This is a genomic window from Vibrio sp. YT-17 (assembly GCF_033337375.1).
In the GTDB taxonomy this organism is placed as follows: Bacteria; Pseudomonadota; Gammaproteobacteria; order Enterobacterales; family Vibrionaceae; genus Vibrio; species Vibrio alginolyticus.
The window spans coordinates 41,814-54,857 of the sequence record NZ_JAWOQP010000027.1; the positions used below are offsets into that span (position 1 = coordinate 41,814).

The following is a 13,044-nucleotide window of genomic DNA, read 5'->3' on the forward strand; positions in this document are numbered from 1 at the left end:
TTCAGATACAAAAAAGCCGACCAGAAGGTCGGCTTTTGCAATCTTTAACGGCTATCAATTAAGCTTCGAATGGGTGAACTTTGATGATAGTTTCGTTACGGTCAGGACCTGTAGAGATGATGTCTACTGGAACGCCAGTTAGCTCTTCAATACGCTTGATGTAGTCAAGAGCGGCTTGTGGTAGAGCATCTAGTGACTTAGCACCAAATGTGTTCTCAGACCAACCAGGCATTGTTTCGTAGATTGGCGTTGCTTTTTCGAATGCTTCAGCAGCCATCGGAGAAACTTCTAGCACAGAGCCATCTTCCATCTTGTAACCAGTACAGATTTTTAGCTCTTCTAGACCATCTAGTACGTCTAGTTTAGTTAGACAGAAACCAGATACAGAGTTGATTTGGATTGCACGACGCATAGCAACAGCATCGAACCAACCTGTACGACGTAGACGACCAGTTGTCGCACCGAACTCGTGGCCAACTTCACCTAAGTGCTTACCAATTGGATCTTGCTTATCTAAACCGTCGTATAGTTCAGTCGGGAATGGACCAGCACCAACGCGAGTACAGTACGCTTTTGCGATACCCAAGATGTAACCGATGTGACGAGGACCAAAACCAGAACCTGCAGCAACACCACCAGCTGTCGTGTTAGAAGACGTTACGTACGGGTAAGTACCGTGGTCGATATCAAGTAGTGTACCTTGTGCGCCTTCGAACATGATCTTGTCGCCGCGCTTACGTGCTGCGTCTAGTTCGTCAGTTACGTCGATAACCATTGAAGTTAGTAGCTCAGCGTAGCCTTTCGCTTGCTCAAGTACTTCTTCGTAGCTTACTGGCTCCGCTTTGTAGAAGTTAACTAGTTGGAAGTTATGGAACTCCATGACTTCTTTTAGCTTCTCTGCGAAAGTCGCCATATCGAATAGGTCGCCAACGCGTAGACCACGACGAGCAACTTTATCTTCGTATGCTGGACCGATACCACGACCAGTAGTACCGATAGCTTTTTTACCGCGAGCGATTTCGCGAGCTTGGTCCATTGCAACGTGGTAAGGAAGAATTAGCGGACATGCTTCAGAAATGAAAAGACGCTCGCGTACTGGAATACCGCGCTCTTCAAGAGGCTTCATTTCTTTAAGTAGAGCTTCAGGTGATAGTACAACACCGTTACCGATAACACATTTTACGTTATCGCGAAGGATACCTGATGGAATTAAGTGAAGAACGGTTTTTTCACCGTCAATTACGAGAGTGTGACCTGCGTTGTGACCGCCTTGGTAGCGTACCACGTATTTTGCATCTTCAGTTAAAAGGTCTACGATTTTACCTTTACCTTCGTCACCCCATTGGGTGCCTAGAACGACTACGTTATTTCCCATCTTTCCAAGTCTGATTGCTAGTTAAAAATGGATTCTAGCACCGAATCTCACTTCTTGCAGTCATTTTTTGTTCACAGAGTCGCTACCAGAATGTCATCTTGCCGCTTTGTTCATTTTGAAATCAGCATATCACTGATAGTATTTAGCTTTCTCTATTCGACTGGAAAGCGCTATGTCTGAATCCATATGGTTGGCGATTGGGCTCGTCTTGATCGTGGAAGGCATTGGGCCACTGATTGCTCCTAACGGTTGGCGGAATATGGTGGTTCAATTAAGTGAACAACCCAACAATCAGCTACGACGCATCGGTGGCTGCCTAGTAGTTGCTGGAGCCGTCATCGCCATCATGATGAGCTAGCACTTAGCATCAGATACAAAAAAGGCTCCCTAAGGAGCCTTTTATTTCAATAAGACGCGGAGATTATTTCTCCATGCTGCCCTTCGACTGGTTCATGTATTGGAAGAACTCACTCTTCGGATCAAGCACCAGAATATCGCTCTTAGAGCTGAAGGACTTCTCATACGCACGTAGCGAGCGTAGGAAGCTAAAGAACTCAGGGTCTTTGTTGTACGCTTCAGCATAAATCTTCGCAGCTTCAGCATCCGCCTCACCTCGTGTCACACGCGCAGTTTTATCAGCTTCAGCTAGAATAGTTGCTACTTCTAGTTCTGCTTGAGCACGAATAACTTCCGCTTTTTCACGACCTTGAGAACGGTGCTTACGAGCTACGGACTCACGCTCCGCACGCATACGACGGTAGATAGACTCACTGATTTCATCAGGCAGGTTGATTTTCTTCATTCGGAAATCAACGACACGAACACCCAAGTCTTTCATTGCGCTTTCACGCGTGTCTTTCAATACTTCAGACATGATTAGGTCGCGTTCACCATCAATCTCAAGCGCCTCACGAGCCGCTTCAGTTGCGACAACATCGGCACTTGCGTCTTCTGGTAGCACATCATCGTTACGTGGACCAGATACGATCTGTTTGATTTCACGAGCACCGATTTCAGAACGAAGCACGTCCGTCACTTTACGCTCAAGTAGTGCCTCTGCCGTTAGCGAGTTACCACCGCCAGTCGCGAGGTAGTAGCGACCAAAATCTTCAATACGCCACTTCACGTAGGTATCAATGATAACGTCTTTTTTCTCGGACGTTACGAAACGGTCGGCACGACCATCCATTGTTTGGATACGTGCATCAAGTTGTTTCACACGGTCAAACAAAGGCATCTTGAAATGCAGACCAGGCTCGTAAATTCGAGTGATGTCGTTATTGTCTTTCAAGACACGACCAAATCGAACCACGATACCGCGCTCACCTTCCGGAATCACAAACAAAGACATCAACATTAATGCCAGTGCGATTACCAGTACAGGGATCATTAACTTACGCATTCTTAGTATCTCCCTTGACGTGAACCTGTTGAACGAGACTGCGAGTTCGAAGTGTCTTCTTGTGTACGATCAGACTCAAGTTGAATTTGATCATAGGTTGAAGATGACTTCGATTTACGTTTGGTATCTGCTTTGCCCTCTTGTCCCGCCAACTTATCGATTGGAAGGTAAAGAAGATTGCCGCTTGATTCCGAGTCAATCAACACTTTCGAAGTACTTGAGTACACCTCTTCCATTGCGTCAATGTACAGACGATCACGCGTTACACCAGGCGCTGCTTGGTATTCTGGTAGTAGTTTTTCGAACTGTGCTACCTGACCAAGAGCCTCGTTAGTGACACGCTCATTGTAACCTTGTGCTTCTTTCTTCAAACGCTCTGCACGACCCGTTGCCTTAGGCAAGATTTCGTTCTTGTATGCTTCAGCTTCACGAATGAAACGCTCTTCGTCCTCACGTGCTGCGATTGCATCATCAAACGCATCTTTCACTTGCTCTGGTGGACGAGCAGACTGGAAGTTCACATCAACAAGTACCAGACCCATATCATAGCTATCAATGATTTGGTTCAGTGTTTCTTGCGTAGTTTGACGAATTTGCTGACGACCACTGGTTAGAATGCTATCCATCAATGAGTCACCAATTACTGCACGTAGTGCAGAATCCGTTGCTTGACGCAAGCTGTCGTCTGCATTGGTTACACGGTACAAGTATTTGTATGGGTCAGTCACTCGGTACTGAACATCCATCGCAACTGTTACAACGTTTTCATCTTTGGTCAGCATTAGACCAGATGCACGTAGTGAACGAATCGCTTGTACGTTTACCGCTTCGTACTCATCAATAAAGCGAGGACGCCAGTTAAGACCTGGGTCTACGATACGATCGTATTTACCTAAACGCAGTACAACACCACGCTCTGCTTCACCGATGGTGTAAAAACCAGCGAAGAACCAAACTGCAACAGCAATCAGAGCAATCACGCCAAAGCCAATTGCACTACCACCACCGCCGCCGATTGGAGAACCACCGCCGCCTTTTTTACCAAACTTGCCGCCCAGCTTTTGACTCAGTTTGTTGAACACTTCATCTAAATCTGGCGGACCTTGATCTCGGCCACCAGGACGCTGGCCACCACGATTATTATTACCCCAAGGGTCATTATCGCGGCCATTGTTGCCGTTGTTATTTCCAGGCTCATTCCACGCCATTAGAAAGCTCCATCATTTGATATGACGTTATACTGTAGCAGTCCTTTAAGTGACTATAAAGCCAGTCAAAACTGCCCCTTCTCTTTTTTCAAGTCTAGACCAATCTACTTGCTGCATTCGAATATCGATCAACAAGTTACCATCCTGGTCATATTCCTCACGTTGAATACACTTCATTTGGAAGAAGGTACTACGGAATCGTCCTTGATACTGTGGAGGAATTCGCAACTGATGCTCGACCATTTGTGACGCCAGACGTTCCGTCAGCGCCTCAAACAGGACATCAATGCCCAACCCATCCATTGCTGAAACCCAAACTGCGCGAGGTACGCCTTCCTCGTCTCGTTCTATACGTGGTTTCTGCGAATCTAGATTGTCGATTTTGTTCATGACAACCAGAGTCGGCACTTCATGCGCGTCGATCTCTTCTAGTACTTCATGAACAGCTTGAATATTCTCACGAAAACGCTCATCACTGGCATCAACAACATGTAACAAAATGTCAGCTTCTTGCGTTTCCTGCAAGGTTGCCTTGAAGGCCGCAACCAAGTCGTGTGGCAAATGTCGAATAAAACCAACCGTGTCTGCCAAGATGGCAGGACCAACATCTGCTAACTCTATCTTACGTAAAGTCGGGTCCAAAGTAGCAAATAATTGATCAGCCGCGTACACGCCAGCTTCTGTAATACGGTTGAAGAGTGTCGACTTACCCGCGTTGGTGTAACCCACAAGTGAAACCGTTGGGATTTCAGCTCGATTTCGGGCGCGGCGCCCTTGTTCACGCTGCTTCGCTACTTTGTCTAAGCGTCGCAGGATGGCTTTGATTCTGTCACGCAATAAGCGACGGTCGGTTTCCAGCTGGGTTTCACCCGGGCCACGTAAACCGATACCACCTTTCTGCCTTTCAAGGTGCGTCCAACCACGAATCAAACGAGTAGAGATATGACGAAGTTGAGCCAGCTCTACCTGTAGCTTACCTTCGTGTGTTCGAGCTCGTTGAGCAAAGATATCGAGAATAAGACCAGTGCGGTCGAGAACTCGACATTGGCACAGTGCTTCGAGGTTACGTTCTTGGGCAGGAGAGAGGGCGTGATTAAAAATCACAATTTCGGCACCCGTTGATTGTACCGCTGTAGCAATCTCTTGGGCCTTACCCTCTCCGACATAGTATTTCGGGTGTGGGGATTGACGACTACCAGTTACCACTTGTAGCGCCTTTACCCCAGCAGAAGAAACCAGCATTTCGAACTCAGCCAGATCTTCCCATTCACCTTCTTGCGTGAAGTTGATATGAACAAGTACGGCTCGCTCACCGGATTCATAACGGTCAAACAAGCAATCAACTCCTTATTTTAAAAATACTCGATGAAGAATTAATCTTCTGATTTCTCTTGTGGACGCTCACCTTGTGGACGTTCACCGCTGTGATGGCTCACTGGACGAGCCGGCACAACTGTTGAGATCGCGTGCTTGTACACCATTTGGTTAACAGTATTCTTCAGCAGGATCACAAATTGATCGAATGATTCGATCTGACCTTGTAGTTTAATACCATTCACAAGGTAGATAGATACCGGGATACGCTCACGACGTAGCGCGTTTAGAAATGGGTCTTGTAGAGATTGCCCCTTAGCCATTTTTATTTTCCTTATTTAATTTGTAGTTGTAATTATTTAGCTAGTGGTGCAATGCAAAAGATACGGCTTTTGCATCTGAGCTAAACGAATCAAAAATGCACTCTAAGTAATTAGCAGCATAGTATAAAAACCGCCAACAACAGATCCTTTGAGAGTGCGTTCACGCAAAAACGATCACATTATACACAGCTATGTCAATCAGATGCTATTGCTTCCGACATCGTTTCTAATGCCTGTTCAATGTTCTCGCTATCCAACCAAGTTAAATCATCCCAGCTGCGTAACCAGGTGATTTGACGCTTGGCCAATTGACGAGTCGCGCATACGCCACGAAATACCGCTTCGTCACGTGTACACTCCCCATCTAAATACTCCCACATCTGTCGGTAACCGACGCATCGTATGGAAGGAAGATCGGGGTGAAGATCTTTTCGCGAATGTAACGCTTTCATTTCTTCTTCAAAGCCCGCTTCCATCATCTTCTCGAAACGGAGTTCAATCCGACGGTGAAGCTCTGCCCTATCCTTGGGAGCTATTGCAAACTGCTTGACTCGGTATGGTAGGCTTTCACCTTTCGTTTGAGTCAATTCAGTCAAAGTTTTACCTGAAATGCGAAAAACTTCCAATGCCCGAGATAAACGTTGGGGATCATTGGGATGGATTCTCGCGGCTGACACAGGATCAACCTCTTTGAGTTCATCGTGCAACACTGACCAACCTTTAGTCAATGCCTCTTGTTCAATTTGCTGACGAATTTCAGGATTTGCAGCAGGAAGTGGTGATAAACCTTCAAGTAACGCCTTGTAATACAGCATTGTTCCACCCACAAGAAGTGGAATTTTTCCTTCTGCAACAATATCATCCATCGCTTTCAATGCATCTCGACGAAAGTCGGCGACAGAGTAAGATTCACTTGGATCCAAAATATCTATCAAGCGATGAGGCGCCAAACTTAACTCTTTTTCATCCGGTTTCGCCGTACCGATATCCATCCCTTTGTAGATCAAAGCAGAATCAACACTGATGATCTCAATCGGAAATTTTTGACGAAGACGAATCGCCAGCTCAGTTTTGCCTGATGCAGTTGGCCCCATTAAAAATAGCGCCAAAGGTAGTTTATCTGTCATGGTTTTAATTTGGCTATCGTGGCAGAGAAATCAACAGCGGATACGAATTTTGTATCTTCTAATGGCAATTGACCATGTCTTAGCTGTTCAAGTTCCGCAATAATTTGAATGGCTTCAGAAAAAGTATAGTGACTCTTCACTGTCGTGACCTGTAATGCGAGCCAATCTATCAACTCAGACAGCATCTGAGCCGCTGCTATACCTTCGTTCACACAAGATTGCGCGTAAGATAACAGATCTGGTACTAAATTTTGTAAGTTTTGTTGACGCAGCGGAGCTGGGACGCCCATCACCATTAAGGCGTGCTCGTTTCTCGCTTTCAATTGAATACCAAGCAATGCCAAATCTTGTTGATAATCTTGGGCCAGTCTCACTAATTCGGCCTCTAACTTAATAGATAGAGGAACAAGCAGAGGTTGTGCCTTGAGTGCACCATCGCTTGGAGAAAGCTGGCCTTTTACACGATAAAATTCTGCTCTAGGTAACGAGACTAACGCCGCCCCACTGTCACTGCTCATCAAAACAAATTGTTCATCGACCACCATCAGCGCTTTGCCTAATGCAGTAATCGATGGCATTGATGTGTGCGAAGTTATCGTTTGGGGCGCTATTGGAGTGACTGCCTGAGCCTCAAACTCTAGCGTTTTCAACAGCTCGTGATAAGCGCGTACTTCTTGTTTAGTTGGCGCTGGTTCTACGTGGCGCTCTTTACTGTGACTTGGCTTTGGTGCAGGTTTGGATTCCACCCAATCATTACGTTTGAATGACTCCACTACGCGCGCCTCTCGCACGGAGGTTTCACTAGGACCGCTATTACGAGGCTTCACTTCATAATCACTGCGTCCAGGATAAGCCGGTGTACTCTCTATCGCTTGATAAACCCGCTCTGGTACTGGTGAAGATGCTGGCTCTTGTACTTTTTCAGGCTCTGGCGAATGCTCAATCTCTTCGGATTCAGTCGGTTCCACGCGATGAAATGCCGATTCATTCACCTGTGGTTTATCAATCACAGCGCTTTGTGAAAGTGCATCCGTCAAAGCTTGATAGATGAAATCATGCACCAAACGAGCTTGGTGGAAACGCACTTCATGCTTAGCAGGGTGAACATTCACATCTACTTGGTGCGGATCTAGCTCAATAAAGAGCACATACGCAGCAAACTGATCTGGCTTTAAGCTCATTTCATAGCTTTGACGAATCGCGTGATTGATTAATTTGTCACGCATCATTCGGCCATTCACATAGCAATATTGTAAATCGCTTTGCTGCCTTGCTCCCTCTGGTGTGGTAATCCACCCATGTAACTTTAACCCTTGATGCTCAAGCTCGATTCTGAGCATATGCCGCACAAACGCATTACCGCAGACAGCAGCAATACGCTTTTCGGTTTGAAGCTGATTTTTCGCCGCGCGATATTGACGGATGATCTTGCCGTTATGACGCACATTGATGGTGACATCAAAGCGGCTTAACGCAATGCGTTTCAATAACTCATCAATATGAGCAAATTCGGTTTTCTCCGTACGAAGAAACTTGCGACGCGCTGGAGTATTAAAAAATAAGTCCAACACCTCAACGGTAGTGCCAATCGGGTGAGCTGCTGGCTTAAGCTTCACCTGCATATCACGCCCTTCGGAGTAGGCACTCCAGGCTTCTTCTTGTGCCGCAGGACGCGACGTGAGCGTCAAACGCGAGACTGAGCTAATACTGGCTAACGCTTCACCGCGAAAACCTAGACTCATAATGGCTTCGAGATCATCTAAGGTATGTATCTTAGATGTCGCATGACGACTGAGCGCTAAGCCGAGTTCATCTTTCGCGATACCTTTTCCGTTATCACGAACACGAATCAGCTTTGCGCCTCCTTTCTCGATATCGATATCGATTCGAGTTGCGCCAGAATCAAGACTATTTTCAACCAGCTCTTTAATCACAGAAGCAGGTCTTTCGACCACTTCCCCTGCGGCGATTTGGTTTGCAAGTCTGGCTGGCAAAATTTTAATCGTCATAATGAGTTAGAAGCTCACCTACTTGTTTGGAATGATCAGGACTTGCCCAACCGCTAGCTGATCAGAGCGTAAGTTATTCGCTTTACGAATGCTCGATACGCTAACGCCGTATTTGGACGCTATTTTGCCAAGGAACTCACCCCGAGAAACCTTGTGCTTACGAATCGGTTTATCTTTTACCGCGACCGTTATCTTCAACTTTTGCCCTACCCACAAGGTATCTGACTTCAAGTTATTCTCTCGGCGGATATCTGAAACCTTCACTTTATAGTGATTCGCAATCTTACCTAAGAACTCACCAGACTTAACCTTGTGCGTAATGGTTTCTGTCTCAACAGTAATCGGTTTACTTGGCACTTTAATCGTACCAGCAGAAGGAATGTTGAGCTTCTGACCAATTGCCAAGCCTGTCGACTTCAAGTTGTTTGCCGACATCAGCGCTTTAGAGCTAAGCCCATATTTGTTCGCGATCACCGATAATGACTCGCCACGCTTTACAATATGTACCATTGGCTTCGCTGAAGGCGAGAACACCGTACCCTCTGGTGGGTTATCTTTTAAGTACTTGACGACCGCCTTAGTGATAGCCTGAGCTAACTTATCTTGGTGCGCTCGTTGAAACAGTAAACGCTCTTCTGTTGGGTTAGAAATAAAGCCCGTTTCCACTAGCACAGACGGAATCTGTGGAGAGCGTAAAACCGCAAGGCTGGTGTTGATCGGTTTGGTGTTATGCAGGTGCGCAACACGTCCCATCTCACCTAGGATTTCTGTTGCCAGCTTATAGCCTTCTTTTTGTGAATGACTAAACTGCAAGTCCAACAAAGTTTGGTTCACGTTACGATCTTTTGTCTTCGTGAAGAACGCATTACCCGAGCCGCCCAATAACTCAGACTGTTTCTCATGGTTCTCGACCCAACGAGCAATTTCGGTATTTGCACGACGAGTATTTAGTACGAAGACCGATCCACCGCGAGGCTTCGGTGAAGTAAACGCATCTGCGTGAATGGAAATCAGCAAGTGCGCATCATTTTCACGAGCAATCGCGACACGACGGTTTAAGTTTACAAAATAATCTCCCGTACGAGTCATGCGCGTTTTAATACCAGGAGTCGCATCGAGCTGAGCAGCAATTTTTCTTGAGATACTCAATACCGCATCTTTCTCGTACTTACGACGTGAAGGGCCAATAGAGCCAGGGTCTTCCCCACCGTGACCAGGGTCGATAACAATTAACACTTCTTGAGCTCGTTGAACTGAACTCATGTCTTTGCTGGCCGCCGCTGGCTTACTCGGTTTAGAGGTCGATGCCTTCTTACCGTGCGGTAAATCAATCACCAAGCGGTGACCATACTGCCCACCTGGTGTTGGGCTTAATTTAAATAATTCCGCTTGAACGCTCTTTTTTAGTTCAAACACCAAACGATAAGTGCCCTTCTCTGGAGGCGAGCTTTTTCGTACCAGTTTTAAAACAGGGCTATCCGTAACAGTAACAGGTAGTTTGGCCTGCATCGTCGTGCTTTTTAAATCCACGACAAGGCGATCCGGCCCTGATAAAGAGAAATAGGAATAGTCAGCTTCCGAGCCTAAATCGATGACAACACGCGTTTCATCAGGTGAAGGCCAAACTCGAAAACTCTTAACGACGTTAGCAAATGCTAAATTGGGGATGAGAAGGAGAAAAGTGGCGACAAACGTCGCCACCACTCTAAAATTTGAAAAACTCAACATAGCTCCAATCGACTGAGTAACTGCACACCATAATCATTATTAGCTGTTAGTTCGGCTACACGTTGCTCACCTTGGTAGCGAATGTTTACATCAAGATCCGGTTGTGGCAGTAAGCCATGCCCTTTTTCAGGCCATTCAACCAAGCAAATCGCATCGTCTGTGAAATAGTCTCGAATCCCCATAAACTCAAGCTCTTCAGGATCCGCAAGACGATAAAGGTCGAAGTGATATACTTGCCACTGATCCAACTGGTACGGTTCGACTAGAGTATAAGTTGGACTTTTCACGTTACCTTGATGACCAAGAGCACGGACAAAACCACGACTAAAGGTTGTTTTACCTGCACCCAAATCACCATGCAGATAAATTGTGGTTTGCTGGGAACAAAGCTGAGCCAGAGCGGTGCCTAGTGCAACCGTTTCATGCTCATCTTTTAAATTGAATTGTTTCGTGCTCATTGATGCTTCTCTAACTAATGATCGTTGACTATATAAAAATCAAAAGAACAGGAATAGTAAACCGTGTTGGTTTTGAGAGACAAGCTTTCAAATGTCATATGTGCGAAAAAAGTATCCAATAAACGGTATCTTAATCATCTTAGTATCGACCTAGATTTAGAATATATGCAAATGACTTCAATAAGCAGTATTCACAACATCAAAAACGTACCTAACTGGGTAGCACCAAAGCCAGAGATCCGTTAAGATCCGCCCCCCTTTATTCCGGTGGTTAACATGAACTACGAACAACTCGCACAACAAATCAAAGTTTGGGGAAAAGAACTCGGCTTCCAAAAAGTTGGGATCTGCGACGTTGATCTGAGTGAACATGAAGCAGCACTACAAAAATGGCTTGATGCAGGCTATCACGGCTCAATGGATTGGATGGCTCGTCACGGTATGATGCGTGCTAGACCCCATGAGCTACTCCCGGGAACCGTTCGTGTTATCAGCGTCCGGATGGACTATCTGCCACCAGAGGCTCAATTCGCTTCGAACCTCGCGAATAAAAGTCATGCCTATATTAGCCGCTACGCACTAGGGCGCGATTATCACAAGCTCGTCAGAAAGCAGCTAAATAAGCTCGGCAAACTTATTGAACAAGAGGTTGGTCAATATGGTTACCGACCTTTCGTTGATTCCGCACCAATATTAGAGCGACCTCTCGCCCAAAAAGCGGGCTTAGGTTGGACCGGGAAACATTCCCTGATTTTAGATCAAGACTGTGGATCGTGGTTCTTTTTAGGTGAACTACTTATCGACTTACCACTACCCGTAGATGAGCCAAGCGTTGATCAGTGCGGTAAATGCAAAGCATGCATTACATCATGCCCAACACAAGCCATCGTTGAAGACAAAGTTGTCGATGCCAGGCGTTGTATCTCTTATCTCACCATCGAGTTCGATGGCGTGATTCCTGAAGAGTTTCGAAAGCCAATGGGTAACCGCATTTATGGTTGTGACGACTGTCAATTGGTTTGCCCATGGAACCGCTACGCCGACATAACGGAGCAAGATGATTTCCACCGTCGTGACAGTTTCAAAAACCCTGACCTCGTCGACATGTTTAACTGGGATGAAGCGACTTTTCTAAAAAATATGGAAGGCTCCGCTATCCGTCGTATTGGTCATATACAGTGGCTACGTAACATCGCTGTCGCACTTGGTAATGCAGAATATAGTCAGCGAATCATAGATGCGCTGGAAAGTCGGCAAGGTGAAAATAAATTACTTGATGAGCACATAAAATGGGCTTTGACAGAGCAACTGAATCAACTCCCCACTGAGAGTAATTCATCTATAGAGACGAAAAAGCAACGCTTAATAAGGATAGTCGAGAAGGGACTGCCGAGAGACGCATAGAGCGTAGTCTATATGCAAGAGATTGAAAGTACTTTTGCATGTTCAATTCATGACCTTGTTCTCAATTTTGTAATGTGGAAAAAAATTTGAGATTCAAGAAAAACAAGCTAGCAGAAAAAAGTTAAACACAGCTCGGAGAAATGACTAGGATCAAAAAAATACCAGTTAATGATCGTATTTTAACGTACTCGATCCGACAAAAAACTTATTTTTTCTTTATATAACAAAGATTTAATTGGTATTTCTTTGTTGTTTCAACTTCATTTTAGAGAAAAGATCTTTCTTCCCCATCATAAAAAGTCAAGCTAAAAACACTTTATCAACCAACTTATCCACAGAACGACGTATGTGGATAACTCTGTTAATTAAAGTAGATAAAACACGCGAAGCCTCATCATACTTGTACGTCAGCCGATTCATATCGTGTTTTAAACACAAACGAAATCGTCCGACATCATATGATGCGGATAAAAGTTTAGCTTTTGGGGATTCATGCTTCGCAGCATTATGAAAAGAGCGATGTGATTGGTTGCGAGAAGCAGGCGTTGAATCAAGCGGCGCATCCGTAGACGACTTAACAATTGTATACTAAATAAGTACTCAATCTATCGTCTTGTATTTGGTTGCGGGGGCCGGATTTGAACCGACGACCTTCGGGTTATGAGCCCGACGAGCTACCAAGCTGCTCCACCCCGC

The 13,044-nt window shown here is 45.6% G+C and carries 11 protein-coding genes; 2 read left to right on the forward strand and 9 right to left on the reverse strand.

Annotation, left to right across the window (positions count from 1 at the left end):
- Positions 1–58: 58 nt before the first annotated feature.
- A complete protein-coding gene (locus tag R7F67_RS20655; RefSeq protein WP_005381385.1) occupies positions 59–1,375 on the reverse strand; it encodes an adenylosuccinate synthase in 1,317 nt (438 codons plus the stop codon).
- Positions 1,376–1,547: 172 nt separating this feature from the next.
- Between R7F67_RS20655 and R7F67_RS20660 the strand changes: the two genes are divergently transcribed.
- Entirely contained in the window at positions 1,548–1,733 is a 186-nt protein-coding gene (locus R7F67_RS20660; protein ID WP_017633729.1) for a DUF2065 domain-containing protein, read from the forward strand.
- 63 nt (positions 1,734–1,796) lie between these two features.
- On the opposite strand, the gene hflC is transcribed toward R7F67_RS20660, so the two are convergent.
- The 8 genes from hflC to tsaE all read right to left on the reverse strand — a co-directional run bounded on the left by hflC (position 1,797) and on the right by tsaE (position 10,944).
- Complete coding sequence (gene hflC / locus R7F67_RS20665; RefSeq protein ID WP_005381382.1) at positions 1,797–2,777, reverse strand: protease modulator HflC; 981 nt, start codon at positions 2,775–2,777, stop codon at positions 1,797–1,799.
- A gap of 2 nt (positions 2,778–2,779) precedes the next feature.
- Entirely contained in the window at positions 2,780–3,985 is a 1,206-nt protein-coding gene (gene hflK / locus R7F67_RS20670; RefSeq protein WP_005381381.1) for an FtsH protease activity modulator HflK, read from the reverse strand.
- A 45-nt stretch (positions 3,986–4,030) separates the two neighbouring features.
- The gene (gene hflX, locus R7F67_RS20675; RefSeq protein WP_213874977.1) at positions 4,031–5,320 is read right to left on the reverse strand and encodes a ribosome rescue GTPase HflX; all 1,290 of its coding nucleotides are present in this window, start codon (positions 5,318–5,320) and stop codon (positions 4,031–4,033) included.
- Positions 5,321–5,358: 38 nt separating this feature from the next.
- Positions 5,359–5,622: an RNA chaperone Hfq gene (hfq, locus tag R7F67_RS20680; RefSeq protein WP_005381379.1), complete on the reverse strand. Its 264-nt coding sequence runs from the start codon at positions 5,620–5,622 to the stop codon at positions 5,359–5,361.
- A 194-nt stretch (positions 5,623–5,816) separates the two neighbouring features.
- Positions 5,817–6,749, reverse strand: coding sequence for a tRNA (adenosine(37)-N6)-dimethylallyltransferase MiaA (gene miaA, locus R7F67_RS20685; RefSeq protein WP_005381378.1), 933 nt, complete (start codon positions 6,747–6,749; stop codon positions 5,817–5,819).
- Entirely contained in the window at positions 6,746–8,758 is a 2,013-nt protein-coding gene (gene mutL / locus R7F67_RS20690) for a DNA mismatch repair endonuclease MutL (RefSeq protein ID WP_005381376.1), read from the reverse strand. Before mutL ends, miaA begins: the two co-directional genes overlap by 4 nt.
- Positions 8,759–8,776: 18 nt before the next feature.
- Positions 8,777–10,486, reverse strand: coding sequence for an N-acetylmuramoyl-L-alanine amidase (locus tag R7F67_RS20695; RefSeq protein ID WP_005381374.1), 1,710 nt, complete (start codon positions 10,484–10,486; stop codon positions 8,777–8,779).
- Complete coding sequence (gene tsaE, locus R7F67_RS20700) at positions 10,480–10,944, reverse strand: tRNA (adenosine(37)-N6)-threonylcarbamoyltransferase complex ATPase subunit type 1 TsaE (RefSeq protein WP_005381372.1); 465 nt, start codon at positions 10,942–10,944, stop codon at positions 10,480–10,482. Before tsaE ends, R7F67_RS20695 begins: the two co-directional genes overlap by 7 nt.
- Positions 10,945–11,220: 276 nt before the next feature.
- Here tsaE and queG point away from each other — a divergent pair, with 276 nt between their 5' ends.
- Positions 11,221–12,348 carry a tRNA epoxyqueuosine(34) reductase QueG gene (gene queG, locus R7F67_RS20705; protein WP_005381370.1) on the forward strand — a complete coding sequence of 376 codons (1,128 nt, stop codon included), beginning with the start codon at positions 11,221–11,223 and terminating at the stop codon, positions 12,346–12,348.
- The last annotated feature ends 696 nt before the right edge of the window (positions 12,349–13,044 follow it).

Bases quoted from the DNA above. Each gene is read 5' to 3' on its own strand.
- R7F67_RS20655 (WP_005381385.1), bottom strand. From the start codon at position 1,375: ATGGGAAATAACGTAGTCGTTCTAGGCACCCAATGGGGTGACGAAGGT.
- R7F67_RS20660 (WP_017633729.1), top strand. From the start codon at position 1,548: ATGTCTGAATCCATATGGTTGGCGATTGGGCTCGTCTTGATCGTGGAA.
- hflC (WP_005381382.1), bottom strand. From the start codon at position 2,777: ATGCGTAAGTTAATGATCCCTGTACTGGTAATCGCACTGGCATTAATG.
- hflK (WP_005381381.1), bottom strand. From the start codon at position 3,985: ATGGCGTGGAATGAGCCTGGAAATAACAACGGCAACAATGGCCGCGAT.
- hfq (WP_005381379.1), bottom strand. From the start codon at position 5,622: ATGGCTAAGGGGCAATCTCTACAAGACCCATTTCTAAACGCGCTACGT.
- miaA (WP_005381378.1), bottom strand. From the start codon at position 6,749: ATGACAGATAAACTACCTTTGGCGCTATTTTTAATGGGGCCAACTGCA.
- mutL (WP_005381376.1), bottom strand. From the start codon at position 8,758: ATGACGATTAAAATTTTGCCAGCCAGACTTGCAAACCAAATCGCCGCA.
- R7F67_RS20695 (WP_005381374.1), bottom strand. From the start codon at position 10,486: ATGTTGAGTTTTTCAAATTTTAGAGTGGTGGCGACGTTTGTCGCCACT.
- tsaE (WP_005381372.1), bottom strand. From the start codon at position 10,944: ATGAGCACGAAACAATTCAATTTAAAAGATGAGCATGAAACGGTTGCA.
- queG (WP_005381370.1), top strand. From the start codon at position 11,221: ATGAACTACGAACAACTCGCACAACAAATCAAAGTTTGGGGAAAAGAA.